We start from the raw sequence: 26,167 nt of genomic DNA on the forward strand, positions 1-26,167 counted from the left end.
GTGTCTAGCAGGGAAACGCCCGGAAGATCAAGGGTTTCGCCGTGGAAGCGGAGACCGTGCTGTGCGTCCTCCGCGAGGCACGCGGGGTTCCGGCATGGGCGTGGGGCGCTGTGGGCAACAGCGTGGTGCTCACAGCGCCGTCGCGCGGTGTCAGCCGGCGGCCTGCTTGCAGGCGGTGGCGGTCCTGGCCGGGCCGACCTGGTCGACCTTGCTCATCAAGGTCTCGCACAACACCTTGCCGACGGCCGGGTTCGGGAGCCCGAGGGCGCCGACCCCGCAGGCGACGTCGGTGCCGAGGGTGCTGCGGGCGGGGTTGCCGCCCGCGAGGTAGTTGGCGCAGCCGGGGCCGTCGGCGTGGGCGGCGGGTGCTGCGATGACGGCGCCTCCGGCGGCCAGGGCGAGGGTGCCCAGGGCCGCGGCGAGACGGGTGCGGATGCTTCCGGTCATGGAGTGTCCTCACGGGGGGTAGTGGGGGCAGAAGCCGAAGCAGGTAACCGGATTATCCGAGTCCGGCCGCTTCGGACTGATCAACGGACCGGAGGGCTGCCGGTCACGCCCCCTTGGAGGGACGGGAAGTCGACTGTCGTTGCCCTGGGTGGCGGTCAGTCTGGCAACACGAACTTCACCGCCCGGAAGGTGACGTCGTCCGGCTCCGGGTTGCTGCCCGGCTTGAGTACGACCTTGGGGGTACCCGCGCAGTCGTCAGGCGCGAAGATCTGGGCATTGGCACTGGTGCTGGTGTTCTGAGGCGCGAATGCGTCCGCGTGCGGCGCTCCCGGCTCGAGTTCGGCGACTTGCTGGATGAGGAGGCATTCGTTCAAGGGGGGCTGTTCCGGCAGGCTCGCGCTCACCGTGTCCCCGGTGCTGGTGCTCGTGTACTTGAAGTTGAGTCCGAGATTTTCCTGCGCGTGCGCGGACGTGGCGGACGAGAGGGTCAGGACGAGGGCGCTCGCGAGGCGAACAGCGCAGGAGGGAGGCGCATGGCGGATTCCCTTCGATGGGTGCCGCGGGGCTGGTCGGCACCCATGATGCTCTGGTACCCGGGACGGGAATACGCCGATAGTGCCGTTCGTGACCTCCATCCACCCGCTGGGGTGAACTCGCTTTTGTCCAGGGGAGTTTGGAAGGACGAAGCATTGGCCAAGGTGTGTCAGTCTCCCCACGCGGACGGCAGGCAAGCCCCCGCTGCCCGCTACGAGTGCCGCCGGATGAACGGCGTCTCACCCGCCATCACATGCCGGAGGGATATCCGCGAAGAGGGCACGTGGTGCCTGGACGAGCCTTGGGAGGCGGAGTGCGGGAGTACGCGCGTCCCCGAACACCGAAAGCCGGATGCGTACGCCCGCGCCCCGCGCCCACGCCAGGAATTCCCGTCCGAATGGCCGTGGGGAGGGCGAATTCCGCCGCCCGGACGCCACTTCCCCCGATGCCGCGCCCTCGCCGTCGCCCGGGCCGGGGACCGGCACCGACCGGCGCCCGGACTGCCGACCGGACCGTGTTTTCGCTCGTTCAAGGGGATGAAACGGTGAACGGCGGGATTCCGTGCCACCGCGTTTCGCGGAGGGGCAGGCGCTCGGCGCCGGGCGGGCCACTCGTCCCCGTCGACGGCGGCCACCGAGCGGGCACCTTGGCGACACTCCGCGCCTGTGTCGTCACGATCGCGGATCCGGCGGCGGTGTGCCGAAGGAGCAGGGGAATCGGCGGCAGAGGGCGTGATGCGCCGGGGATCGGGCGTTCTCTGGCGGGTGGAGCCCGCATAGATTTCCCCGCATGACGATCACCGCCTTCTCCCCGCCCGCCGACTCCGCCGCCTACTTCGCCGCCCGCCTCGCCTTCCACACCGACGTCGCCGACGTGCACGCCGCGCTCGCCGCCGGGGCCGCGGACTTCACCGTCGTCGACTCGCGCTCCACGGCGGCCTGGGACCAGGGGCACGTACCTGGAGCCGTCCACCTGCCGACGTCCCACATTCCCCGGCTGGCGGGCGAGTTCCTCGATCCGGCGCGGCCCGTCGTCGTGTACTGCTGGGGGCCCGGCTGCGACGGGGCCGCCCGGGCGGCGCTGGCGCTCGCGACGCTCGGGTACCGGGTGAAGGAGATGCTCGGCGGGATCGAGTACTGGATCCGCGAGGGGTACGAGGTCGAGACGTGGGAAGGGAAGCGCCGGCTGCCGGCGGATCCGCTGACCGCGCCCGTGGACGGCGGGGACTGCGGCTGCTGAGGTCAGCCCCGCGCGAGGGCCGCGAGCAGCGGCCCGGGGTCGACGTCCCGCGGCAGGCCGCTCACCTGGCCGTCGCCGACCTCCACCACGCGCCACACCCCGTCCTCGCGCAGCGCCAAGTCCGTGGTGACGAAACGGCAGTCCAAGTCGGCGACGCACGGCGCCACCGCGTCCAGCGCCGGGGCCGGGAGGCGGTCCGGGGTGTCCGGGTGGGCGGTCGTCAGGACCGGGCGGCCGTCCAGCCACCACACCCGGGCCTCGCCCGCCGCCGTGAAGCGCTCGAAGGAGCGGAGGACGACGCCGCCCGCCAGGAACTCCCCCTGGAGTTCGGCGAACCGGCCGACGACCGCCGCCAGCCGGTCCGTGTCGGCGCGGTCGGGCACGTAACACGCCTCGTCCCACTCGTGCTTGCGGGACTTCACATAGTCCTTGACCACCACCGGACCACCGCCGCCCAGCAGGGCCGCCCCCGCCGCCAGCCGCTCCCGGTCCGGCGCCCGCCCGGCCTCCGCCGGGAACCACACGCTGCGCGGTGTCACCGGAGCGAACGTCCCGTACCAGCCCGGCAGTTCGTGCGCCCGCCGGTAGGAGGCGGGCGGGGTCAGCAGCGTCACCCCGCGCCCGGCCAGGGCCTCCGCCAGCTCCGCGTACCGCCCCGCGGGGATCATCCAGCCCCGGTACCACGCCGCGCCCGCGTCCCGCGGCACCCCCGCGACCGCCCCCGCCGCGTCCCCGGCGAGCAGCGCGTCGTGGTCGATCCGCGCGACCCGCAGCCCCCGTTCGCCCGCCGCCCGCGCCTCGGCGGCGAAGTGCGGGTCCGTACGGCGGGGGGAGAGCGGGTCGCGGCAGACGAGGAGCAGCGGGGTCATGCCCGGAACCCTACGCGAGGGCTCCGGGCCGCCCGTCCGCCGTCAGAGCGCCGACAGCTCCGCCACCAGGTCGTCCAGGCCCAGCGAACCCTGCGACAGCGCCGCCATGTGCCACGCCTTCGCGTCGAACGCGGCGCCGTGCCGCTTCCGGGCCGCCTCGCGGCCCAGCAGCCAGGCGCGCTCGCCGAGCTTGTAGCCGATCGCCTGGCCAGGCATGCCCAGGTAGCGGACGAGTTCGCTCTCCACGAAGTCCGCCGGGCGGCTGCTGTGCAGCCCGAAGAACTCCTGGGCCAGCTCCGGCGTCCAGCGCTCGCCCGGGTGGTACGGGGAGTCGGCCGGGATCTCCAGCTCCAGGTGCATGCCGATGTCGACGATGACGCGGGCGGCGCGCATCATCTGGGCGTCGAGGTAGCCCAGCCGCCGCTCGGCGTCGGTGAGGAAGCCCAGTTCGTCCATCAGCCGCTCCGCGTACAGCGCCCAGCCCTCGGCGTTGGCGCTGACCTGGCCGAGGGTGACCTGGTAGCGGGAGAGCCGGTCGGCCACGTGCGTCCACTGGGCGAGCTGGAGGTGGTGGCCCGGCACGCCCTCGTGGTACCAGGTGGACACCAGGTCGTACACCGGGAAGCGGGTCAGGCCCATGGTCGGCAGCCAGGTCCGGCCCGGGCGGGTGAAGTCCTCGGACGGCGCCGTGTAGTACGGGGCCGCCGCGCCGCCGGGCGGGGCGATCCGCGACTCGACGCGCTTGACCCGCTCGGCCAGGTCGAAGTGGGTGCCGTCCAGCGCCTCGATGGCCTCGTCCATCAGGCCCTGGAGCCACTCCCTGGTCTCCTCCACGCCCTCGATGTGGGTGCCGTGCTCGTCGAGGTGGGCCAGCGCCTCCCAGGGCGTCCGCGCGCCCGGCAGGATCTTCTCGGCCTCCGTCCGCATCTCCGCCAGCAGGCGGTGGAACTCGGACCAGCCGTAGGCGTACGCCTCCTCCAGGTCCAGGTCGGTGCCGTTCCAGTAGCGGGCCCACCGGGCGTAGCGCTCGCGGCCCACGACCTCCGGGGCGCCCTCGACGGCGGGGGCGTAGACGTCCCGCAGCCAGTCGCGGATCCCGGCGAGGGCGCCCGTCGCGGCCTCCGCCGCGCCGTCCAGCTCCGCCCGCAGCTCCTCGGGGGCGGGGGCCGTGAAGTCGCCGAACCAGCCCTTCCCGTCCGTGCCGATCCACTCGGCGAGCTGCTCCAGCACCGTGGCCACCTGCCGCGGGCCGCCCGGCAGTCCGCGCTTCAACCCCTCGGCCAGCGACGCCCGGTAGCCCTCCAGCGAGGCCGGCACGGCCCGCAGCCGGGCCGCGACCGCCGACCAGTCCTCGGCACTGTCCACCGGCATCAGCGTGAAGACCTCGCGCACCGAGTGCAGCGGCGAGTGGATGTTGCTGACGGCGCGGAGCGGCTCGCCCGCGTCGTGCACCGCGAGTTCGGCCGTCAGCCGCTCGCGCAGCAGCCGGGCGCAGCGCCGCTCGGCGTCGTCCTCCGCGCCGGGCAGCCGCTCGGCCTCCGCCAGCCGGGCCAGTGTCTCCCGCGCCAGGCCGGCCACCGCCTCCTGCCCCTCGGGCGAGAAGTCGGGCAGCCGGCGGGCGCTGGACGCGACGCCGAGGTAGGTACCGGTGATCGGGTCGAGCTCGATGTACGCGTCGACGTAGGCGTCGGCGACCTGGCGGGGCAGCTGAGTGCTGGTGGTGTTCGGCATGCGCCCATCCTCGTACGGTGGAGGGCGCCGCGTCACGCGGGATTCGCCGTGACCGGGACGCACGGGCGGCGGCCCGGAGTCACGGCCGGCGGGCGGGGGCCGCGGCGGCCGGGTTTCGCGGTCGTCGGCCGGGGTTCGTGGGCCGCTTGCCCGGTTCCGCGGTGTCGGCCCGGGCCCGGGGCCGGCCGCCGGGGTGCGCGGCGGCCGGACTCATGGGCCGCGGACCCGGATCCACGCCGTCGCCCGGGGCCCACGGCCGGCAGCCGGGTGTCACGGCCGGCCGGCCGCCAGGCGTGGGACGGCGGCCGGTGTGACGCGGGCGGTGATCACCAGCGTGCCCTCCTCGACCTGGTAGTCCAGCGGCAGGCCCAGCCCGCGCATCGCCGCCACCATGCCGGTGTTGGACGCCCGGGTGACCGCGTAGACGCTGTCGCAGCCCGCCTCGGCCGCCATCACCACCAGCCGGCGCAGCAGTTCGGCGCCGACGCCGCGCCGCTGCCACGCGTCCTCGACGAGCAGCGCCACCTCCGTCTCCTCGCCGTCCCACAGCAGGTGGCCGAGGGCGACCAGCCGGCCGGACGGCGCGTACGCGGCGAGCGTCCGGCCGAACCGCGGGCCGAGCAGGTGGACGAGGTAGCGGTCGGCGGCGGTGACGTCCCGGACCGGACCGTGGTAGCGCAGGGCGAGCGTGGCGGGGGAGCAGCGCTCGTGCATCGCCTTGGCCGCCGCGAGGTCGCCGGTGTCCGCCCGACGGACCGTCACCTCGTCCCCGGCGGGCAGCGTCAGCACGTCGTCGCGGCGCGGGAACCGCGGGCCCAGCCGCGCGTCCAGCTCGACGAGCGCCCGGGCGCGGGCGAACTCCGCCGGCGTGAACGGTAGATGGGGCCGCTCGATGGTGATCGTGCCGCCGGACGGGTCGCGCAGCCGCAGGACGGTCTCCCGCCACTCGCCCTCGGCCGGGACCTCCGCCGTGCCCGCCGCGCCCGCCGGCGCCGAGCGGATCGCGCACCGGCCGAGCAGCCGGCGCAGGGCGAGCGGCAGTTCGGCGGAGTCCAGGGCGGTGCGGGTGGCGAGGTCCAGCACCCGGGTGGGGGCGTCCACCAGGTCGTGGGCGTCGGCCCGCTCCAGCCAGGTCTCCCGGCCCCCGCCCGCCTCGGCGGCCCGGGCCAGCGCGTCGGCCGTGAGCCCGTCCGGCGCCCGCAGCAACAGCTCGTCGACCGTCCCCTCGGCCAGCGGGTGCGTCTGGAGGGCGAGGATGTCGACGCCCCGGCCGGCCAGGGCCAGGCAGAGGGCCGCGAGGCTGCCCGGTTCGTCGCGGACGGTGGTGCGCATCCGCCACAGCGTGCTGCCGGTGGCCGCCCCCGGCGCCGCGGCCGTCGGCGCCGGGGCGGTGGACCGTGCCCGCCGCCGCCGGTGCCACCAGGTGTGGAACCCGGCCGTGGCCAGCAGCCCGGCGGCGGACCCGGCGAGCAGGACCGGCCCGTCGGGACCGTGCACCACGGTGTCGGCCACGCAGTCGGCGGCGGCCACGGCGGTGAACAGGGCGGCGAGTTCCGCCAGGTCACGCCGCCAGTGGTGCGCGCGGCCGGGGGCGCCCGCGGGGGTCGCGTCGGTGTCGGTCATGGTGTCCACCCTGACGAAGCGGTGTTGCCCGATCACGAACACCTCGTGTCCTCCGGGTAAAAGACACCTGCGGCACGTTACGGACGGCTTCGCTCGGTTGGTCCCCGGCGGCGGCTCCCACCTGCGGCGACGGCGGCCGCCCGACGGGCCGTCCCAGGTCGGCGGCCGGGCGCCGGGGCGTGGATACTGGCGGGCATGCGCGTTGACATCGACATCGAATCCGCCGGCCGGGCCGCCGTCTACCGGCTCCTCACCTCCGTGGTCGTACCCCGGCCGATCGCCTGGGTGTCCACGGTCTCCGAGGACGGGACGACGGCCAACCTCGCCCCCCACTCGTTCTTCACCATCGCCTGCGTGGAGCCCCCGATCGTCCAGTTCACCTCGGTCGGGCGCAAGGACACCCTGCGCAACGTCGAGGCGACCGGGGAGTTCGTCGTCAACCTGGCCCCCGAGGGGCTCGAACGGCAGATCAACGAGACCGGCGCCGACTTCCCGCCCGGCGTCGACGAGTTCGACGCCGTCGGCCTCGCCAAGGAGCCGTCGCTCCTGGTGAAGGCGCCCCGGGTCGCGGACTCGCCCGTCGCCCTCGAATGCCGGCTGCACGGCACGCTCCGTCTGGGCGACTCCACCGTCGTCCTCGGCCGGGTGGTGCACGCCGTGGTCGGCGAGTCCGTCCTGGACGGCGACCACCCGGACATCGCCCGCCTGCGCCCGCTCAGCCGGCTCGGGAGGGACGAGTGGGGAACGGTCGACGGCGTCCGGTCCATCCCGCGCGTCGCGTACGCGGACTGGCAGAAGACCGCCGACGCGAACTGACGCGCGGGGGCGCCCCGCGCGCGGCGGCCGAACCGGCCGCCCGGGCTTTCGCGCCCCGGCCGGGGACCCACCCGAGGCACCCGGCCGGCGCCTTCCGCCGGGCCCGTCGGCAGTCGCGGTTCGCGCGCTGCGCCCGCCCCCGCCCCCTACCCTCCCTTGACCAGATCCCGCAGCGCGTCCTCCACCCCCCGGTGGAAGGTCGGGTACGCGTAGATCATGTGCCGCAGCGTCTCCACCGGCACCTCCGCCTGGACCGCCACCGCGAGGCCGTACAGCATCTCGCCGCCCGCGGGGCCGGCCGTCGTGGCTCCGACCAGGATGCCGCGGTCCACGTCCTCGACCAGCTTGATCACGCCCTGGTTGCCGGCCTTGTGGATCCAGCCGCGGGCCGAGGACGGCACCTTGGCCAGTCCGGTGCGCACCCGGAGGCCGCGGTCGCGGGCCTGGCCCTCCGTCAGGCCGACGGCGCCGATCTCCGGATCGGTGAAGGTGACGCGCGGCAGGGCCCGGTAGTCCGCCCCGGGCCCCGGTTCGCCCAGGATCTCGCGGGCGACGATCTCCGCCTCGTACATGGCCACGTGCGTGAACGCGCCGTGGCCCGTCACGTCCCCCGCCGCCCAGAGCCCGTCCGCGGCCCGCATCCGGCCGTCGGTGCGCACCCATCGGGCCGTCGGATCGAGGCCGACCGTCTCCAGGCCGAGGTCGCGCAGGTCCGCCCGGCGGCCGGTCGCCACCAGCAGCCGGTCGGCGGTCAGTTCCTCGCCGCTCTCCAGGACGAGGACGAACGCGTCGCCGTCGTGGCGGGCGGCGGCCGCCCGGGCGTCCGTGCGGATGGTGATCCCCTCCGCCGCCAGCACCTCGGTCAGCAGGGCGGCGGCCTCCGGCTCGTCCGCCGGGACGAGGCTGCCCATCGCCTCCACCACGGTGACGCGGGTCCCGAACCGGCCGTAGACCTGGGCGAGTTCGACGCCGATCGAGCCGCCGCCCAGCACCAGCAGCGAGCCCGGGGGCTCGGTCGCGGCGATGGCGTCCCGGTTCGTCCAGTACGGGACGGCGTCCAGTCCGGGCACCGGCGGGATCTGCGGCTTGGTCCCGGTGGCGAGGACCACGCCGCGCGCGGCCTCGAAGACGCCGCCCCCCGGACCGTCCACGGTCACCGTCCGGGGACCGGTGAGCCGGCCCCGGCCGCGGGCCAGCCGGCCGCCCTTGTCGCGGAACCGGTCGGCGGCCACCTGGTCGTTCCAGTCGTCGGTGGCCTCGTCGCGGATCCGCGACGCGACCGGCGACCAGTCCGGCTCCACCCGCGCCGCGCCGGCCATCCCGGGGATCCGGCGGGCCTCGGCCAGCAGACCGCCGGCCCGGATCATCATCTTGCTGGGCACACAGCCCCAGTACGGGCACTCGCCGCCGACGAGCTCCACCTCCACCCCCACCACCCGCAGCCCGGCCTCCGCCAGCCGCCCCGCGACGTGCTCGCCGCCCGGGCCCATTCCGATGACGACGACGTCCACTTCTTCGGCCATGCCACCGCACTCCGCTTCCTTGTGGGATTCCGACGCGGGATCCGACGGGATTCCGACGCGTCCGCCCACCCTGCCAGTGCCGGGGGCGCCCGTCACGGGTGACGCGCGCCGGGCGTACGGTCGGGTGGCGGACGCCTGGGCGAAGGAGGTAAAGGCACGTGGGACAGGACCGTTTCATCGTGGTGGAACCGCCCCGGGCGTCCGTGGGGGAGCGGGTCCGGTTCGTCACCGGGCGGGTCCGGGAGGGGGCCGGGAACGTGTGACCGGTTCTGCCCTTGGGGGTTTTGTGAAGGACGTGCAGAATTCCCCACCGTACCGCCATGCGTCTCGCGTCACGTCGGTTCACACCTGTGAGGAGAAGTCATGCGCTCGGTGAAAACGGTGCTCGCCCTCGGCGCCGCGGCCCTCGCCGCGGCCGGTGCGCTCACGACCCCCGCGGCGGCGGCCCCGCCCGCCCCCGACGCCAACGGCAAGGCCATGACCTGGACCCTGCTCGCCGACGGGCCCAGCGGCACGGTCCAGGTCGGCGGCGGCCCCCTGAGCAACCCCTACCAGGGCGACACCGCCACGACCACCGCGCTGCCGCTGCTCTGCCTCAAGGTCGACGGCCGTCCCGTCCCCGCGGGCATCACCCCCGGCTTCTACGCCGGCTGGGCGCGCGGCACGGTCGCGGCCACCGCCCCGATCCGCGGCAACCGCCTGACCGGCCGGGCCGTCGCCGACGGCGTCTGCGCCAACAACTTCGGCGCCGGCTGGCGCATGGCCGAGTTCCACGACGGCAGATACGGCACCAACCTGGAGAGTTCCGGCGGCTGGAGCTTCTGGGCCGACGGCGACGTACCCGCCGGCACCCGCTTCTGGACGGCGATCAACGACCAGCCGGCCAACCCCTGGAACTGATCCGCTCCAGGACGGCCGCGGTCACCCCGGGGTGACGAACCCCGACTCGTACGCCGCGATCACGGCCTGGGTGCGGTCCCGCGCCCCCAACTTGGCGAGCACCGCGCTGACATGGGTCTTCACCGTCTCCGTGCCCAGCACCAGGTGCTCGGCTATCTCGGAGTTCGACAGCCCGCGGGCCATCAGCCGCAGCACGTCCGTCTCCCGGCCGGTCAGCGCGGCCCGCTCCAGGGCCGCGCGGGCGCCGGGGTTGCCGTGCTCGGCGGCCAGCCGCCGCAGGGCGGCGGGGAACAGGAGGGAGGAACCCGAGGCGACCAGCCGTACCGCGTGCACGATCTCGGCCGGGTGCGCCCGCTTGAGCAGGAACCCGTCGGCGCCCGCGCGCAGCGCCTCGTACACGTACTCGTCGTTCTCGAACGTCGTGACCACCAGGATCTTCGGCGGCTCGGGGAACGCGGCCAGCACCGCGCGGGTGGCCTCGATGCCGTCCATCAGCGGCATCCGGACGTCCATCGCCACCACGTCCGGGCGGAGTTGCCGCACCAGCGGCAGGACGGCGGCGCCGTCGGCGGCCTCGCCGGTCACCTCGATGTCGGGCTGCGCGTCGAGGATGGCGCGCAACCCGGCGCGGACCAGGGGTTCGTCGTCGACCAGGAGGACGGAGAGCGGCATGGCGGCAGCCTAAGCCGTCGGCAGCCGGGCGCTGACCCGCCAGCCGCCCTCGTACGGTCCGGTCTCCGCCCGGCCGCCGAGCAGGGCGGCGCGCTCGCGGATGCCGCGCAGCCCGCTGCCCCGGCGCGGGGCGGCGGCCGGCCGCGGGCCGGGCAGCGGATTGCGGACGTCCAGTTCGACGGCGTCCCCGGTGACGGCGATCCGGACGGCGACGGGCACCGGCCCGGCGTGCCGCAGCACGTTGGTGAGCGCTTCCTGCACGATGCGGTAGCCCTCCCGGGAGACCGGCCCCGGCACGGCCTCCAGCGGGCCGGTCAGCTCGGCGGTGACCTCGGCGCCGGAGCCGTCGGCCGCGTCCAGCAGCCGCCGCGCGTCGGCCAGGGTGGGGCGGCCCGCCGGGTCCTGGGCGCCCTCGCGCAGCACCTTCAGGACCCGTTCCAGATCCTCCAGGGCGTGCCGTCCCGTCTCCTCGATCGCGCCCAGCGCGCGTTCGGTGAACTCCGGTGACCCCGCCGCCCGGGCCGCGCCCGCCTGCACCACCGCCGTGGTGAGCGCGTGGCCGATCGAGTCGTGCAGTTCGCGGGCCAGCCGGTTGTGCTCCAACAGCCGTTCCGTGCGCTCCTCCAGGGCCGCGATCCGCTCGGCGGCCGACGGTGCGAGCAGCCACCGGGCCGCCGCGGCGGTCAGCTCGCCAGCCCCCACGACCAGGGCCGCGAGGGCGGCCAGCGGCAGCGGCGCCAGCAGGGCGTACGCCCACTGCCGGTGGACGGCCAGGTCCACCGCCGCCGTCGGCAGCCACACCGAGGCGGCCAGCGTCACGGTCCCCAACTGCACCCGCAGCACCAGCCAGCCGACGGTCCGCCACCGGTCCGCCCATGACGCGGCGGGAGCGGTGGCGATGGCCGCGGCCTCCGACCGGTCCGGCCCGCGCGACCGCAGGCCGGGGACGAGCATCAGCCGCGCCTGCACGCCCTCGGCCACCCGCACCGCCGGCACCAGCCCGAGCACGACGAGCGGCGGGACGGTCGCGAGGGACCCCAGCAGCAGCGCGGACCGCCCGCCGCCCTCCCCGGGGTAGACGAACATGCACACCATCGCGAACAGACCGCCCACCACGAGGTGCAGCCAGCGGGTACAGGTGACGGTGCGGGTCAGAGGGCGGAACAGCCGGTGAAGCGGGTGCATGGGGAGCATCCTGGCAGCGGACCGGAGGGGCGGCCTCCCCCGGGCGGGGGAGATCGTTTCCCCTGGCGGGGGAAGCGCCGCCCCCGGCCCGTCGGCGAGCGTGGAGCCATGACCTCGATCGACATCAGGGACCTCGTCAAGGAGTACGGCACCACCCGGGCCCTCGCCGGGCTCACCATGACCGTCCGGCCCGGCCGCGTCACCGGCTTCCTCGGCCCCAACGGCGCGGGCAAGTCCACCACCCTGCGCATCCTCCTCGGCCTCGACCGGGCGACGTCCGGCACGGCGACCGTCGGCGGTCGGCCGTACGCCCTGTGGGACCGTCCGCTGCGGCACGTCGGCGCCCTGCTGGACGCGGCCGCCGCCCACCCCGCCCGCACCGCGCGCGGCCACCTGCTGGCCCTCGCCCACAGCAACCGCATCCCCCGCGGGCGCGTCACCGCCGTCCTGGAGGAGACCGGCCTCGCGGCGGTGGCGCGGCGGCGCGTCCGCACCTTCTCGCTCGGCATGCGGCAGCGGCTCGGGATCGCCGCCGCACTGCTCGGCGACCCGCCGGTGCTGATCCTGGACGAGCCCACCAACGGCCTCGACCCGGAGGGCATCGTCTGGCTGCGCGACCTGGCCCGCCGACTGGCCGGCGAGGGCCGGACCGTCCTGATCTCCAGCCATCTGATGGGCGAGGTCGCCGCCACCGCCGACCAGGTGGTCGTGCTCGGCCGGGGCCGGCTGCTCGCCGACAGCCCGATGGACGCCTTCCTCGCCGAACACACCCCGGCCCGGGTACGGGTCCGCACCACCGAGGGCGAACGGCTGCGCGCGGCGCTCGCGGACGGCGGGCTGCTCGCGGTGCCGGACGGCGACGGCCGGTGGACGGTCGAGGGTACGGAGGCCGCCCACGTGGGCGCCCTCGCCGCCCGGTCCGGCGTGCCGATCCTCGAACTCGCCGACGAACGCGCCTCCCTGGAGGACGCCTACCTCCGACTCACCGCCGGAGACGCCGAGTTCGCCGCCACGGCGACCCCCACGACGACCCTCACGACGACCCGAGGAGCCCGGGCATGAACGCCTCTCCTTCCGTGCGGTCCGCCCTCACCGCCGCCGCCCGAGCCGAGTGGGCCAAGACCGCCTCCGTCCGGGGCCTGGTCGCCGCGCTCGCCGCCACCGTCGTCACCACGATCGCCTTCGGCGCGGTGGCCTGCGCGGTCGCCGGGGACGCCACCGGCGAGAGCGACTTCGACCCGATCCGCTTCTCGTTCTTCGGCGTCGGCTTCGGGCAGATCACCGCGATCTGCTTCGGCGCCCTGGCGATGGCGGGGGAGTACACCCACGGCTCCATCCGCGTCTCGCTCGCCGCGGTGCCGCGCTGCGGCGTCTTCTACACCGCCAAGCTCGGCGTCGTCACCGGTCTGACGCTGGCGGCGGGGCTCGTCGCCGGGTTCGGCGCGCTCGTCGTCGGACAGCCGCTGCTCGGGGACGCCGGGGTGGGCGCCGGGGCGCCGGGCGCCCTGCGGGCGGCCGTCGGCTGCGGCCTCCACCTCGCCCTGCTCGCCCTGCTGGCCGCGGGCACGGCGGCCGTCCTGCGCAGCCCGGTGGGGACGCTGGGGCTGCTGGTTCCGCTGGTCTGCCTGCTCTCCCCGGTCCTGGGCCCCGACGCGCTGGGCGGCGCGGGGCAGTTCCTGCCCGACCGGGCGGGGCAGCAGATGATGGCCACCGATCCGGAGGGTGCGCTCGGTCCGTGGAGCGGGCTCGGCGTCGCGGCGCTGTGGGCCGTCGCCGCCGCGGCGACGGGCTGGTGGGCGCTGCGGCGCCGGGACGCGTGAGCGGGAGATGTGTGACCGGAGGCGTGTGAGCAGAGGGGGCGCACGGGGGGCGCGGGTCAACGGACCCGCGCCCCCGGCGCGTTCGGGCAGCCGACACGTTCGGCGAGCCGGTGCGGTCAGGCGGCGAGCCGGTGCGGTCAGGCCGCCGGGAAGACGAAGACGCCCTGGTCCACGGAGACCGCGCCGTGCCCGTCGGCGCTGAAGGCCGGCACCCGGTCGTTGTCGAGCTTCTTCGCCAGCACCTTCTTCGTCTTCACGTCGACGGCGATCGGGTCCCAGTACCCCTGCGTCCCGCGGTTGGTGTAGCCGTAGACCACACCGTTGCCGGCGGTCAGCGGCGAGAAGTCGTTCTCGTCCGGTCCCTGTGCCCAGAGCCGCTTGCCGCTCTTGAGGTCCCACGCGGTGGCCAGCCAGGGCTTGCCCATGCCGGGCTGCCCCGAGGTGACGACGGCGCCGGCCGCCGCGTCGTACGCGACCTCGAAGGTGGGGTCGGTGAGCGGGTTCCCGAAGTCGGTCCGGGAGCCGGGCGCCTCCGCCTCGACGACCGGGCCGGTGGCCAGCAGCCGGCCGGACTTGACGTCGTTCACGGACATCACCCAGGGCTCGGTCCCGGTGTGCTCGTCCCCCTTGGTCTGCCAGGCCAGGACGATCCGGTCGCCGACCACCGTCACCGGCACGACGTTCACGGCGTGGGACTTGTCCTCCGGAAGGGCCTGCGACGGCCGGCCGGCCTCGCTGGTCGTCCACGCCTTCCTGCCGGTCGCCAGGTCGGTGACCACGAGGTGCTTGGGGTGGTTGAACATGCCGCGCTCCACCTCCTCGTACGAGAAGGCGTGGTCCCCCGCGAACGTCCGCTGCTCCGGCGCGTACCGGTACAGGTCCTGGGAGCGGACGGGGCCGTGGATCCCCTGGAGGTCGCCGGACTTCTCCAGCTTGTTCGCCGTTCCGCCCTCGCCCCGCGCGACGGTCCCGTCCTTGGCGAGCCAGCCGTCCGAGAAGGAGGCCCCGTCCGCCTGCGGGGCGCTGCCGAGCTTGCCGCCGCGGCCGTCGTAGACCTCTTCGACGGTGGTGCTCTTGTCGGAGGTCATGCCGTCGGACGGGGTCTTGCTCGTCACGCGCACCCGCAGCGCCGGGGCGCCGTGCCAGGTGTCGGCCGTCACCCTGGCGTCGCCGAACCTCAGCGTCCTGCGGACGGCGCCGTCGCGCGCGTCCCGGAACTCGACGGTCTTGGGGCCCTCGCGCAGCGCGGGCCCCTTGTCGTTCGACAGTTTCTCCGCGCCGGGCGCGGAGACCAGGGCGAAGGCGTCACCGACCGCGAACACCGCCGTGCCGCCGGGCGCCGCCGGCGCGGTCCAGGCCGGCTTCGCCGCCAGCCCCGGAAGCGCGGCGTCCCGCCAGGCGAGACGGGCCGTCTTCTTCGCCGGGCCGTCGTCCTTCCCCGAACCCGAGCCGGAGCCCGAACCGGAGTCCGAGCCGCAGGCGGTGAGCCCGGCGAGGAGCGCCACGGCCACGGCGGCCGGGACGAGGACGGTGCGCGCGGTGGAAGCCACTGCGAATCCCCCAAGATCGTGCTGTCTGATCGGGAGATCCTATGACGGATGGATCACGCGCCTCTTCCGTCACACCGGTAACTCCTGTCTCGCTTCGGCTCAGCGCGCGGTGTCCAGTACCACCCGGGCGACGAGGGCCGGATCGTCGTTCATCGGAACGTGCCCGCAGCCCGGCAGCCGGACCAGCCGCGCGCCGGGGATCACCTGCGCGGCGCGGACCCCCTGCCGGCGCACCAGCACCCGGTCGCGGGTGCCCCAGGCGATGGTGACCGGCAGGTCCGGGAGTTCGTGCGCGAACAGCACCGAGCGCCCGGCGGCGAGGGTGGCCTCGAAGCCCACGGCGTCCCGCAGCGCGATCGCCTCCGCGACCACCGCGTCGACCGGGCGCCGGCCGGGACGGGCGTAGACGAGGCTGACCAGCGCGGCCCGGCCGGCGGACGTGGCGGCCAGCCGGGCCAGCCGCTCGGGCGGCAGCCGGCGGGCGCCGTTGCGCAGCCCGCGGAGGACGGTGAAGGCGTAGCGGCGCTCGGACTCCGTCCAGAACCCGGCGGGGGAGAGGGCGGTGACCGTCCGTACGAGCTTCTCGTGGCCCAGTTGCAGGGCGATCAGACCGCCCAGCGAGTTGCCGGCCACGTGCGGCCGGTCCAGGCCGAGCGCCTCGAAGAAGGCGCGGAGGACGGCGGCCGTGCTCGGCAGGTCGTACGGCACCGCGTCGGGCAGGGCGGGGGAGCGGCCGAAGCCGGGCAGGTCCACGGCGACGACGTCGTGTTCCGCGGCGAGTATGTCGAACACCGGGTCCCACGCCTGGAGATGGTGGCCGATGCCGTGCAGCAGGACGAGCGGGTCGCCTTCGCCGGCCCGCCGGTAGACCACCTCGGCCGGGTGCGGCCCGGAAGGGGTGTCGAGGGAGAACGTCGCGGTCTGCAAGGTGTCACCCATGAGTCGGCTCCTGCTGGTCCTCGGGGGGTCTTGTAGACAGGATGTCAGCAACGGTTACCGCCGGGTAGACCTGTGACGTGACCCTTTGCGCGGCGATTTCCCTGTCTCCCCCCACGGCGGGCTGCCCGGCGCTCGGGCGTCCCGGTGCGCGCCTCCGTGCGCCGCTCACCCCGCTTCTCCGGGGGCGCCGGCGACGGTTGGTGACGATGCTCCACGCGCAACGAGGGAGGAGGTTCGTCGGCGGTCACCGAGGGTGCCGGAAGGTCCGTACCACCTCGACGGATGCCGCGCATTGGTCTTGACCAAGTGCGCACACCGTCCTATGGTCACAGGCATACTGCAACAACCTTTAATAAAGAAGCGCGCGAAAAGCCTTTGCGGAGGATGAGGGTGGGGACGACGCAGCTGGAGACGGCGCCCGAGCCGAAGTACTGGCACCTGAAAACGGTGTTGAGCGATGCGCTCGACTCGGAGTTCGCGGTGGGGGAGATCCTGCCCAACGAGCGTGAACTCGCCGCCCGTTTCGGGGTAGCGCGCGCCACGCTCCGCCAGGCACTCGAACAACTGGAGCTGGAGGGCCGCCTCCAGCGCCGCCGCGGCGTCGGCACCACGGTCGCCCCGCCGCGCGTGGGCGTCGCCGTCGCCGACGCCGAACACGCCTGGCCCGGCACCACCGAGGACGACTGGCAGCCGGTCGACAGCGCCGAGGCCGCCCCGCCCGCCGCCGTCGCGCTGCTCCTGGGCACCGGACGCGACGAGACCACCCACACCGTCCGCCGCACCCGCAGCAGCCACGGCCGGCCCGTCGCCACCGAACTCCTCTACGTGCCGGCGTCCGCCCTCGCCGGCCTCGACATTCCCGAGACCGCCCCCGGGCCGGCCCGCGCCCGCGCCGTCCTCCGCGCCCTCCACCGGCTCCCGCTGGAAGGCCAGGACCGTGCCGTGGAGCTCGGCTCCGCCCGCGCTGACGACGCCAAACAGCTCGACCGACTGCCCGGCGCGCCCGTCCTCCTGGTCACCACCCGCTACTTCGCGGAGGGCCGCACGGCGGCCGTGGCCGTCGCCACGTACCGGGCCGACACCTGCCGCCTCACGTTCGGGGACGGGGATCCGGTAGGACTGCTCGCGAGTTGAGCGCTTTTGGGGTGCCCCGGCCCCTCCCCCGAGGGGGCACCCCCATGTCACCGTTTCTCGCGGGAGTGAGCCCCCGCACCCCCGGACGGGCCGGTCAGCGCAAGCGAGAGCCCCGCCCGGCCGTCTCGGGGAGACGATCGGACGGGGGCCGTCTGACCAGGGCGCCTGTGTCCTCGGCGGGCCCTCGTCGCTGCGCCTCGTGACTCCGGGCGTGCTCCGCCCGCGTCCCGGTGTACCGCTCCCGCTCCACTCGAGCGCTGCGGCGCGTCCATGGGTCCGGAGCTGCGGCGCCCCGCTCCGTGGGCCGGACCGGGGCGCCTCACCGCGCGGTAACCGGCCGCTCCACCGCGAACAGCTCGCCCTCCACATGATCCAGCGCCAAGCGCAACGCACCCGTCGCCACCGCCGAGTCCCCCAGGAGCGAGAGGGCGACGCGGGGCGGTCGGAGGCAGTAGCGGGCCAGTTCGGTACGGAGGGGGTCCAGGACGCCGCCGATGCCGGCGGCCCAGCCGCCTACCACGACCAGTTCCGGGTCGAGAGCCAGGACGAGCGCGGCCACGTCGTGGACCAGGCGGCGCAGATAGCGGTCGACGGCGGCCCGTGCGCGTTCGTCGCCCTCTCTGGCCAGGGCGAACACCCGCACCACCTGGGCCTCGTCCAGCGGGTGGAGCGGCTCGTCCGTCGGGGACAGGACCTCTTCCGGGGTCGCCTCGCGGCCGAGCAGGTGCAGTGCGCCGATCTCACCGGCCGCGCCGCCGAAGCCGCGGTGCAGCCGGCCGCCGATCAGTGAGCCGGCGCCGGGACTCAGGCCCGCCAGGACGAAGACGACGTCGTCGACGCCGCGTGCCGCGCCCTTCCAGTGCTCGGCGACCGCCGCGGCGTTGGCGTCGTTCTCGACGAGCACCGGGCAGCGGAACGACCGGCGCAGCCGCTCCCCCAGGGGCAGGCCCGTCCATTCCGGCAGTGCCGTGCCCAGCCGGACCGTTCCGTCGGCCTCCACGATGCCCGGGCTGGCCACGCCCACCGCCCGGAGCGCGCCGCGCGGTACGTCCGCGCGGCGCAGCAGGTCGGCGACGGTCGCCCGGAGCCGTTCCAGCCGTTCGTCCGCCGACGCGGTCTCGGTCACCTCGGCCGCCGCCGAGCCGGTCACCCGGCCGCTCAGGTCGGACAGCAGGGCCGCCACCCGGTGCGGCCCGATCTCGACGCCGAGCAGGTGCCCGGCCTCCGCCCGGAAGCGGAACCTCCGCGCGGGCCGCCCCTGGCGGCGCGCCACGCCCTCCTCGGCGGACGCCTCCGCGACGAGGCCGGTGTCGATCAGCCCCTCGACCACGCCCTCCACGGTCGGCCTGGAGAGGCCGGTGGCCTTGACCAGGTCGGTGAGGGTGGGGGGCGAGGACGGCGCGGCGGCCCGGAGCGCGTGCAGGACCACGGCCGAATTGATCCGCCGCAGCAGGGACGGGTCCCCACCGGTGAGCCGCCCCAACGTCGCCGCCTCCCTGCCCTCGAACTCTTCCGCGTCCGCGCCGATCGCGTCCGCGTCTTTTGCGTCCCCTTTGCCGCCACCGGATCGTAGCCGGTGCGCCCGGGGGCGGCGAGGGCCGGTGCGCCCGGCCGTGCTCCACCCGGGCAGCTTTGACGGCGGTTCACGGGTGCGTGCGCCCGGCGGCCCCGGACCGCGCCCGCACAGTGGAGGCACCTTCGGGACCTTCGGCACCTCAAGGACCCTCGGGACCCCCAGGACCAGCGACCCGGCACAGGAGGACGAGCGCGTGAGCGATGTGCTGCGAGAGAAGTACGAACACCGGTTCCGCCAGCTCGACGTGGACGGCGACGGTTTCGTCAGCCAGGACGACGTCCGGGGCCGGGCCCGGCAGCTGGCCGACGCGCTCGGCGTCCCGCCGCACGATCCGCTGACCAGGGCCGCCGAGGACGCGGCCGACGTCTACTGGAAGGGCGTCGTCTCGCACACCCCCGACGGCGGCGCCCGCCGGGTGGACCTCCCGGCGTTCGTCGCCGCCCTGGAGGCCGCGCGGGAGGACGGGACGCTGCGCTCGATGGTGAAGCCGACGGTCCGCGCCCACCTGGCCGTCGCCGACCAGGACGGCGACGGCGTCGTCGACGCCGGCGAGTTCGCCGCCGCCCAGCAGGCGCTGGGCATCCCCGAGGACCGGGCGCGGGACGCGTTCACCGCGCTGGACGTGGACGGCGACGGCCGGCTGACCCTGGCCGAGTGGGAGAACGCCGTCTGGGACTTCTACACGGGGACCGACCCGGACGGCCCCGGCGGGCGGGTCCTCGGGCACCCCTGAGAGCCCGGTCAGCGGCTCCCGTCGGAGGCCGCCTCCCGCAGCCGTCCGAACTCCTCCGCCATCGTCGCGAGCGACCAGTGGGCGTTGAGGCCGCTGGGGTTCGGCAGCGCCCAGATACGGGTGGTGCCTATGGTGCGCTCCTGCGGGCCTATCCGGGCCTTCTTGTCGCCGAACGCCGTCCGGTAGGCCGTCACTCCGGCGACCGCCAGCCAGCGCGGCCGCAGCCGCTCGACCTTCTCGACGAGCAGCCGGCCGCCCTCGCGGAACTCCTCGTCGGTGAGCTCGTCCGCCCGGGCCGTGGCCCGCGCCACCACGTTGGTGATGCCCAGCCCGTACTGCGGCAGCAGGTGCTGCTCGGACGGGTGGAGGCGGCGCGGGGTGAAGCCGGAGGCGTACAGCACCGGCCAGAACCGGTTGCCGGGGCGGGCGAAGTGGTGGCCGGTGGCGGCGGACATCAGCCCGGGGTTGATGCCGCAGAACAGCACGTCGAGGCCGTCCGCGAGCACGTCGGGGACGAGCAGGTCGCGGGCGGCTTCGAGTTCCTCAGGAGTCGGTCGGGCCATGCGTCACAGGATGGCACCCGGCGCGTACGCCGCGGCCTCCGGGCGGGCCTTGACGATCTCCTCGACGCGGGCGGCCACGGAGGCGACCTGGTCGGCGGCGGCGCCGGAGAAGGACAGCTTGTCCGCCATCAGCGCGTCCAGCGCGGCCCGGTCCAGCGGGATCCGCTCGTCGGCCGCCAGCTTGTCCAGCAACTCGTTGCGCTCGGCGCCCTGCTCGCGCATGGCCAGGGCGGAGGCGACGGCGTGCTCCTTGATGGCCTCGTGCGCGACCTCGCGCCCGACGCCGGCCCGGACCGCGCCCATCAGCACCTTGGTGGTGGCCAGGAACGGCAGGTAGCGGTCGAGTTCGCGGGCGACGACGGCCGGGAACGCGCCGAACTCGTCGAGGACGGTGAGGAAGGTCTCCAGCAGGCCGTCGAGCGCGAAGAACGCGTCCGGCAGCGCGACGCGGCGCACGACCGAGCAGGAGACGTCGCCCTCGTTCCACTGGTCGCCCGCCAGCTCGCCGGTCATCGAGGCGTAGCCGCGCAGGATGACCATCAGGCCGTTGACGCGCTCGCAGGAGCGGGTGTTCATCTTGTGCGGCATGGCGGACGAGCCGACCTGGCCGGGCTTGAAGCCCTCGGTGACCAGCTCGTGCCCGGCCATCAGCCGGATGGTCTTGGCGAGCGAGGACGGCGCGGCGGCGAGCTGCACCAGCGCGGTGACCACGTCGTAGTCCAGCGACCGCGGGTAGACCTGGCCGACGGAGGTGAAGGCGGTGCCGAAGCCGAGGTGCGCGGCGATCCGGCGCTCCAGCTCGGCGAGCTTGCCGGCGTCGCCGCCGAGCAGGTCCAGCATGTCCTGGGCGGTGCCGACCGGGCCCTTGATCCCGCGCAGCGGGTAGCGGGCCAGCAGGTCCTCGACCCGGCCGTACGCGACGAGCAGCTCGTCGGCCGCGGTCGCGAAGCGCTTGCCGAGGGTGGTGGCCTGGGCGGCGACGTTGTGCGAGCGGCCGGCCATGACCAGCTCGGCGTGGTCGGCGGCCAGCTTGGCCAGCCGGGCCAGGACGGCGACCGTGCGGTCGCGGACCAGCTCCAGCGAGAGCCGGATCTGCAGCTGCTCGACGTTCTCGGTGAGGTCGCGCGAGGTCATGCCCTTGTGGACGTGCTCGTGGCCGGCGAGGGCGTTGAACTCCTCGATGCGGGCCTTGACGTCGTGCCGGGTGACTTTCTCGCGCTCGGCGATCGACGCGAGGTCGACCTGCTCCAGCACCCGCTCGTAGTCGGCGAGCGCGGCGTCGGGCACCTCGATCCCCAGGTCCTTCTGGGCGCGGAGCACGGCGAGCCACAGCCGGCGCTCCAGGGTCACCTTGTACTCGGGGGACCACAGGACGGCGAGCTCGGCGGAGGCGTAGCGGCCGGCCAGCACGTTGGGGATGCGGGGCTTGGAGGATGCGGAAGATGCGGGAGCAGTCACGTGACGTAAGTCTACTGGCGGAACGCGCAGACCCGTGCGGCGGCCCGGATGGTGCGTTCCTACGAGGAGCGGCCGGAATCGGAGGTTCCGTCCGCCGCCGGGGCCGCCGCCCAGCGCTGCCAGCCGGTGACGCAGCCCGGCGGGTCGGCCGCCGGCGTCACGAAGTACGCCTCCCCGAGCGCGGTGCTGAAGTGCGCGCCCGCCCGGCCGTCGCCCGAGGACCGCCCGGTGAGCCGGCGGCCTATCCATGGGCCGAGGTGCTCACGGGCGAAGCGGAGGTCGGAACTCCGCCGGGTGGCCCAGCCCGGGCGGACGGCGGGCGGCAGCGGGCGCCGCCAGTCGGACTCCGCGGGCAGGCCGAGCGCCTGCCAGACCGCCTCGGCGACCCGCCGGTGCCCCTCGGCGTTCAGGTGCAGCCGGTCCTCGGCCCACAGCCGGGAGTCGCCCAGCACCTCGGCGCCGAACAGGTCGACGACCAGGGCGCCGTGCCGCTCGGCGAGCTCGTCGACGAAGCCGAACAGCCGCTCCATCCGGGGGCGGAAGCGCTCCAGGACCGGGCCGCGCCGGCCCGGGCTGCGCATCAGCACCAGCTGCCGGCAGCTCGGCGCCAGCCGCTCCGCGGTCTCGGCCAGCCGGTCGCAGACCAGGCCGACGTCGCACTTGGGCCGCAGCACGTCGTTGAGCCCGCCGACCAGCGTCACCAGGTCGGCGCCCAGCGCGGCGGCGGGCGCCGCCTGCTCGTCGGCGATCTGCCCGATGAGCTTGCCGCGCACCGCCAGGTTGGCGTACCGGAAGCCGGGGGTCCGGGCGGCGAGGCGGGCGGCGAGCAGATCGGCCCAGCCGCGGTAGGAGCCGTCCGGCAGCAGGTCGGACATGCCTTCCGTGAAGGAGTCGCCGACCGCGACGAAGCTGGTGAACACGGGCGCTTCGGCGGGCCGGTCCGGCGCGGTGTGCTCGGGGTTCTCGGGGTGCGTGGCGTTCATCGGCATGGCGCGGCGATCCTACTCCCGTCGCTCGCCGCGCCCCTGCGGTCCCTCCCGTCCCGCGCCTGGCTCACCCCCGGCCGCTCACACCTTCCGTCCCACCAGCTGCCGGAGTACGTCCTCCAGCGTGACCATCCCGGCCAGCCGGTCGTCGGTGCCGAGCACCGCCGCGAGGTGGGCGCCGGTGCCGCTCATCGCGGTGATGACGTCGTCCAGCGGGGTGTCGGCCCGTACCTGCGCGATGGTGCGTATCCGGCGCAGCGGGAACGGGACGTCGCGCGGCGTCGCGTCCAGGGCGTCCTTGACGTGCAGGTAGCCCAGGATCCGGCCCTGGTCGTCGATCACCGGGAAGCGGGAGTAGCCGGACCGGGCGGACAGCGCCTCCAACTGCTCGGGGGTGACCCCGAAGCGGGCCGCGACCACCCGCTCGACCGGCAGCACGACATCGGCCACCGGGCGTTTGCCCAGCTCCAGGGCGTCCCGCAGCCGTGCCGTCGACCGCTCGTCCAGCAGCCCCGCGGCGCGGGCGTCCGCCACCATGCGGGCCAGCTGGTCGTCCGAGAAGACCGCCGCCACCTCGTCCTTGGGCTCCACCCGCAGCAGCTTCAGGGCACCGTTGGCGAGCTGGTTGATGGCGAACACCACCGGGCGCAGCGTGCGCGACAGGGCCACCAGGGGCGGGCCGAGGAACAGGGCGGTGCGCACCGGCTCGGCGAGCGCGATGTTCTTGGGCACCATCTCGCCGAAGAGCATGTGGAGGTAGGTCGAGACGGCCAGGGCGATGGCGAACGACACCGCGTGGATGCCGCCGGGCGACAGCCCCGCCGCGTGCAGCACCGGCTCCAGCAGGGTGGCGATGGCCGGTTCGGCGACCACGCCGAGCACCAGGGTGCAGAGCGTGATGCCGAGCTGCGCCGCCGCCATCAGGGCCGAGATGTGCTCCAGGCCCCACAGCACCCGGCGCGCCCGCCGGTCGCCCTGGTCGGCGTACGGTTCGACCTGGCTGCGGCGCACGGAGATCAGGGCGAACTCGGCGCCGACGAAGAAGGCGTTGGCGACCAGCGTCGCCAGTCCGATCAGCAGTTGCACGGCGGTCATCGGCCGGCCTCCCCGAGGCCGTCCGCCGCGTCCCCGTCGCCGTCACCGTCGGGGCCGCGGTCCGGGGCCGTGAGGCGTACGCGGGCGGCGCGCCGCCCCGAGGCGTCCGTCACCTCGATCCGCCAGCCGGCCACCTCCAGGGTGTCCCCGGCGGCCGGGATCCGGCCGAGGTCGGTGGCGATCAGGCCGGCCAGCGTCTCGTACGGGCCCTCGGGCACCCGCAGGCCGATGGCGTCGAGCTGGTCGGTGCGGGTGGCGCCGTCGGCGTCGTAGCGCTGCCGGCCCTCGGGGCCGGTGCCGGCCGGTGCCAGGTCGGGGCGTTCGACGGGGTCGTGCTCGTCGCGGACCTCGCCCACGACCTCCTCGACGATGTCCTCCAGCGTCGCGACGCCGGCCGTGCCGCCGTACTCGTCGATGACGACGGCCATGCTGCGCTTGGCGGAGAGCCGGTCGAGCAGCCGGTCGACGGTGAGGGACGCGGGGACGAGCAGCGGCTCGCGGAGCAGCGTGGTCACCGGGCGCTGGGGGCGCTGGTCGGCGGGGACGGCGAGGACGTCCTTGATGTGGGCGATGCCGACGACGGAGTCGAGGCTGCCCCGGTAGACGGGGAAGCGGGACAGGCCGGTCGCGCGGGTGGCGTTGGCCACGTCCTCGACGGTGGCCCGCTCGTCCAGCGCGGTGACCTGCACCCGGGGTGTCATCACGTTCTCCGCCGTCAGGTCGGCGAGGTTGAGGGTGCGGACGAACAGCTCGGCGGTGTCCGGCTCCAGCGCGCCCTCGCGGGCCGAGTGCCGGGCGAGGGCGGCCAGTTCGCGGGGGCCGCGGGCGGTGGCCAGTTCCTCGGCGGGCTCCACGCCCATCCGGTGCAGGACGCGGTTGGCGGAGTTGTTGAGGTGCCGGATCAGCGGCCGGAAGAGGGCGGAGAAGGCACGCTGCGGGCCGGCCACGGTCCTGGCCACCGGCAGCGGGCGGGAGATCGCCCAGTTCTTGGGGATCAGCTCGCCGACGACCATCAGCACCACGGTCGACAGCACGGTCCCCAGCGCCAGCGCCACCGACGACGCCACCGACCGGGACAGCCCGAGTGCCTGCACCGGGCCGGTCAGCAGGGTGGCCAGGGACGGCTTGGAGAGCATGCCGATGACCAGGCCGGTGACGGTGATGCCGAGCTGCGCGCCGGAGAGCTGGAAGGTGAGGCCGCGGACGGCCCGCAGCGCGCCCTGCGCCCGGCGGTCGCCGGACTCGGCGGCCCGCTCCAGTTCGCCGCGCTCCACCGTGGTGAGCGAGAACTCGGCGGCGACGAAGAGGGCGCACGCGAGCGTCAGCACCAGGGTGAGCACCAGCAGGAGCACTTCGGTCATCGGGTCACCTCCGTCCCATGATCGGGCACGGGCCGGAGGGGCGCGCGATGTCGGACGCCGGTACTGCCGGGAGGTTCGCCCATGGGGGGACGCTCACACCTTTCGTTCGCACGGAGGACGGTTCGCGGGGACTCACAAGGAGACGGATGCCCCGGGAACCGTGACCACCCATGGTAAAGGAAAGGCAAAGCGAGCGTTCCGGCTCACTTCAGGCGGGGCGGCGTCCACGTGGCGTGCCGCAGGACCGCGCGGACCGCGGTGCCGGACGGGGCCAGCCGGAACGCCGTGTTCCGGAGGGCGATGGCGAGCGGCCGGTCCAGCTGCGGGCCCATGCGCCCGGCCTGCCGGGCGGCGCGGGCGACGGCCTGGCTCCTGGGTCGACGCTCGGCGTCGTAGCGGGCCAGCCCGGACGCGACCGACGGCTCGGCGGCCAGGGCGGCGGCCAGGGTGACCGCGTCCTCCAGCGCCTGGCAGGCGCCCTGGCCCAGGAACGGGGTCATCGCGTGGGCCGCGTCGCCGAGGACGGCCACCCGGCCGGCGACGAAGGAGGGCAGCGGAGTCGCCAGCTCGTGGATGTCGTGGTGCAGGACGTCCTCCGGGCGGGTGGCGGCCAGCAGCTCCGGGATCGGGGCATGCCAGTCGCCGAAGCGGCGGCGGAGCGCGGCCAACGGGTCGGCGGGGCGGAGTCCGAGCGGCGCGTTGAGGACCGCGTGCCACTCGGCCCGGCCGTCGGCGAACGCGATGTGCCCGAACTCCGCGCCCCGTCCCCAGGTCAGTTCGAAGTCGGTCCGGAGGTCCACCGGGCGCTCGGTGACGGCCCGCAGCACCGTCGAGCCGCTGTACGCGGGGCCGGGATGCGTGGGGAACAGCGCGCGGCGCAGCCGGCTGCCGACGCCGTCGGCGGCCACGACCACGTCCGCCGTCCGCACCTCGTCGCCCCAGCGGACCCGGGCGCCGGACGGGTCCGTGTGGTCGATGCGGTCCACCTCCGTCACCTCCGCCCCGGTCACCAGCGCCCCCGGCGGGAGCGCGGCGCGCAGGATGCCGTGCAGCGTGGACCGGGGGATGCCGACGATCGGCGTGCCCAGCTTCCGCTCCAGGGCCGCGCCGTCCATCCGGGCCAGCCAGCGGCCGTCGGGGGTGCGCGTCCCGCCCGTGTACTGGAAGCGGGAGGCGGCGCGGAGCGCCTCGCCGACGCCGAGTTCGTCGAGGGCGCGGACGCCGTTGGCCCCCAGGGAGATGCCCGCGCCCGCGTCGCCCAGGACGGGGGCGCGTTCGACGACCGTCACCTCCCAGCCGATCCGGCGCAGCCCCAGGGCGGCCGCCAGCCCCCCGATGCCACCGCCGACGATCACCGCGCTGCTGCCCATGCCAGGCCCCTTCCCACGTCGCGCTCACACCGGACCTTCTACA

24 protein-coding genes are annotated in these 26,167 nt (G+C 75.1%); 7 read left to right on the forward strand and 17 right to left on the reverse strand.

Annotation, left to right across the window (positions count from 1 at the left end):
• Nucleotides 1-150 precede the first annotated feature (150 nt).
• Together J7W19_RS30120 and J7W19_RS30125 are read right to left on the reverse strand one after the other, a co-directional pair.
• The gene (locus tag J7W19_RS30120; RefSeq protein ID WP_004940069.1) at nt 151-447 is read right to left on the reverse strand and encodes a hypothetical protein; all 297 of its coding nucleotides are present in this window, start codon (nt 445-447) and stop codon (nt 151-153) included.
• Nucleotides 448-602: 155 nt separating this feature from the next.
• Nucleotides 603-851, reverse strand: coding sequence for a hypothetical protein (locus J7W19_RS30125; protein ID WP_004940068.1), 249 nt, complete (start codon nt 849-851; stop codon nt 603-605).
• Between the two features lie 919 nt (nt 852-1,770).
• Between J7W19_RS30125 and J7W19_RS30130 the strand changes: the two genes are divergently transcribed.
• Entirely contained in the window at nt 1,771-2,220 is a 450-nt protein-coding gene (locus J7W19_RS30130; protein WP_004940065.1) for a rhodanese-like domain-containing protein, read from the forward strand.
• Nucleotides 2,221-2,222: 2 nt separating this feature from the next.
• On the opposite strand, the gene J7W19_RS30135 is transcribed toward J7W19_RS30130, so the two are convergent.
• The 3 genes from J7W19_RS30135 to J7W19_RS30145 all read right to left on the reverse strand — a co-directional run bounded on the left by J7W19_RS30135 (nt 2,223) and on the right by J7W19_RS30145 (nt 6,443).
• Nucleotides 2,223-3,089, reverse strand: coding sequence for an ATP-grasp domain-containing protein (locus J7W19_RS30135; protein ID WP_004940064.1), 867 nt, complete (start codon nt 3,087-3,089; stop codon nt 2,223-2,225).
• Nucleotides 3,090-3,131: 42 nt separating this feature from the next.
• Nucleotides 3,132-4,820, reverse strand: a complete 1,689-nt coding sequence (locus J7W19_RS30140; protein WP_004940062.1) for a DUF885 domain-containing protein — start codon at nt 4,818-4,820, stop codon at nt 3,132-3,134.
• Nucleotides 4,821-5,090: 270 nt separating this feature from the next.
• The gene (locus tag J7W19_RS30145) at nt 5,091-6,443 is read right to left on the reverse strand and encodes a GNAT family N-acetyltransferase (protein ID WP_051072477.1); all 1,353 of its coding nucleotides are present in this window, start codon (nt 6,441-6,443) and stop codon (nt 5,091-5,093) included.
• A 195-nt stretch (nt 6,444-6,638) separates the two neighbouring features.
• Between J7W19_RS30145 and J7W19_RS30150 the strand changes: the two genes are divergently transcribed.
• Nucleotides 6,639-7,259, forward strand: coding sequence for a flavin reductase family protein (locus tag J7W19_RS30150; protein ID WP_004940058.1), 621 nt, complete (start codon nt 6,639-6,641; stop codon nt 7,257-7,259).
• 146 nt (nt 7,260-7,405) lie between these two features.
• Here J7W19_RS30150 and J7W19_RS30155 read toward each other — a convergent pair whose 3' ends face one another.
• Complete coding sequence (locus J7W19_RS30155; RefSeq protein ID WP_004940056.1) at nt 7,406-8,782, reverse strand: dihydrolipoyl dehydrogenase family protein; 1,377 nt, start codon at nt 8,780-8,782, stop codon at nt 7,406-7,408.
• Between the two features lie 363 nt (nt 8,783-9,145).
• Here J7W19_RS30155 and J7W19_RS30160 point away from each other — a divergent pair, with 363 nt between their 5' ends.
• Entirely contained in the window at nt 9,146-9,682 is a 537-nt protein-coding gene (locus J7W19_RS30160; RefSeq protein ID WP_004940053.1) for a hypothetical protein, read from the forward strand.
• A 21-nt stretch (nt 9,683-9,703) separates the two neighbouring features.
• Here J7W19_RS30160 and J7W19_RS30165 read toward each other — a convergent pair whose 3' ends face one another.
• On the reverse strand, nt 9,704-10,354 hold the full coding sequence (locus tag J7W19_RS30165) for a response regulator transcription factor (protein ID WP_004940052.1): 651 nt from the start codon (nt 10,352-10,354) through the stop codon (nt 9,704-9,706).
• A gap of 9 nt (nt 10,355-10,363) precedes the next feature.
• Complete coding sequence (locus tag J7W19_RS30170) at nt 10,364-11,539, reverse strand: sensor histidine kinase (RefSeq protein ID WP_004940050.1); 1,176 nt, start codon at nt 11,537-11,539, stop codon at nt 10,364-10,366.
• A 108-nt stretch (nt 11,540-11,647) separates the two neighbouring features.
• Here J7W19_RS30170 and J7W19_RS30175 point away from each other — a divergent pair, with 108 nt between their 5' ends.
• On the forward strand, nt 11,648-12,601 hold the full coding sequence (locus J7W19_RS30175) for an ATP-binding cassette domain-containing protein (protein WP_004940049.1): 954 nt from the start codon (nt 11,648-11,650) through the stop codon (nt 12,599-12,601).
• A complete protein-coding gene (locus tag J7W19_RS30180) occupies nt 12,598-13,359 on the forward strand; it encodes an ABC transporter permease (RefSeq protein WP_004940047.1) in 762 nt (253 codons plus the stop codon). The genes J7W19_RS30175 and J7W19_RS30180 overlap by 4 nt, the downstream gene beginning before the upstream one ends.
• 137 nt (nt 13,360-13,496) lie before the next feature.
• On the opposite strand, the gene J7W19_RS30185 is transcribed toward J7W19_RS30180, so the two are convergent.
• Nucleotides 13,497-14,909: a hypothetical protein gene (locus J7W19_RS30185; RefSeq protein WP_004940046.1), complete on the reverse strand. Its 1,413-nt coding sequence runs from the start codon at nt 14,907-14,909 to the stop codon at nt 13,497-13,499.
• 99 nt (nt 14,910-15,008) lie between these two features.
• On the reverse strand, nt 15,009-15,848 hold the full coding sequence (locus J7W19_RS30190) for an alpha/beta fold hydrolase (protein ID WP_152263727.1): 840 nt from the start codon (nt 15,846-15,848) through the stop codon (nt 15,009-15,011).
• Between the two features lie 390 nt (nt 15,849-16,238).
• On the opposite strand from J7W19_RS30190, the gene J7W19_RS30195 reads away from it, so the two are divergent.
• Complete coding sequence (locus tag J7W19_RS30195) at nt 16,239-16,982, forward strand: GntR family transcriptional regulator (RefSeq protein ID WP_004946417.1); 744 nt, start codon at nt 16,239-16,241, stop codon at nt 16,980-16,982.
• A 319-nt stretch (nt 16,983-17,301) separates the two neighbouring features.
• Here the strand turns inward: J7W19_RS30195 and J7W19_RS30200 are convergent, their stop codons facing one another.
• Entirely contained in the window at nt 17,302-18,465 is a 1,164-nt protein-coding gene (locus J7W19_RS30200; protein ID WP_004946408.1) for an ROK family protein, read from the reverse strand.
• A 286-nt stretch (nt 18,466-18,751) separates the two neighbouring features.
• Between J7W19_RS30200 and J7W19_RS30205 the strand changes: the two genes are divergently transcribed.
• On the forward strand, nt 18,752-19,291 hold the full coding sequence (locus J7W19_RS30205) for an EF-hand domain-containing protein (RefSeq protein WP_004946406.1): 540 nt from the start codon (nt 18,752-18,754) through the stop codon (nt 19,289-19,291).
• Between the two features lie 8 nt (nt 19,292-19,299).
• Here the strand turns inward: J7W19_RS30205 and mug are convergent, their stop codons facing one another.
• The 6 genes from mug to J7W19_RS30235 form a co-directional block, all read right to left on the reverse strand.
• The gene (gene mug / locus J7W19_RS30210) at nt 19,300-19,854 is read right to left on the reverse strand and encodes a G/U mismatch-specific DNA glycosylase (protein ID WP_004946404.1); all 555 of its coding nucleotides are present in this window, start codon (nt 19,852-19,854) and stop codon (nt 19,300-19,302) included.
• A 3-nt stretch (nt 19,855-19,857) separates the two neighbouring features.
• Nucleotides 19,858-21,312 (reverse strand): adenylosuccinate lyase, encoded by a 1,455-nt coding sequence (purB, locus tag J7W19_RS30215; protein WP_040890244.1) that lies wholly within the window; start codon nt 21,310-21,312, stop codon nt 19,858-19,860.
• A gap of 59 nt (nt 21,313-21,371) precedes the next feature.
• Nucleotides 21,372-22,301: an SGNH/GDSL hydrolase family protein gene (locus J7W19_RS30220; protein ID WP_004946401.1), complete on the reverse strand. Its 930-nt coding sequence runs from the start codon at nt 22,299-22,301 to the stop codon at nt 21,372-21,374.
• Nucleotides 22,302-22,379: 78 nt separating this feature from the next.
• A complete protein-coding gene (locus tag J7W19_RS30225; protein WP_004946398.1) occupies nt 22,380-23,393 on the reverse strand; it encodes a hemolysin family protein in 1,014 nt (337 codons plus the stop codon).
• Nucleotides 23,390-24,754, reverse strand: coding sequence for a hemolysin family protein (locus tag J7W19_RS30230; protein ID WP_004946397.1), 1,365 nt, complete (start codon nt 24,752-24,754; stop codon nt 23,390-23,392). The genes J7W19_RS30225 and J7W19_RS30230 overlap by 4 nt, the downstream gene beginning before the upstream one ends.
• 203 nt (nt 24,755-24,957) lie before the next feature.
• Nucleotides 24,958-26,124, reverse strand: coding sequence for an FAD-dependent monooxygenase (locus J7W19_RS30235; protein WP_004946391.1), 1,167 nt, complete (start codon nt 26,122-26,124; stop codon nt 24,958-24,960).
• Nucleotides 26,125-26,167 lie beyond the last annotated feature (43 nt).

The sequence above is a fragment of the Streptomyces mobaraensis NBRC 13819 = DSM 40847 genome (genome assembly GCF_017916255.1).
Taxonomy (GTDB): domain Bacteria; phylum Actinomycetota; class Actinomycetes; order Streptomycetales; family Streptomycetaceae; genus Streptomyces; species Streptomyces mobaraensis.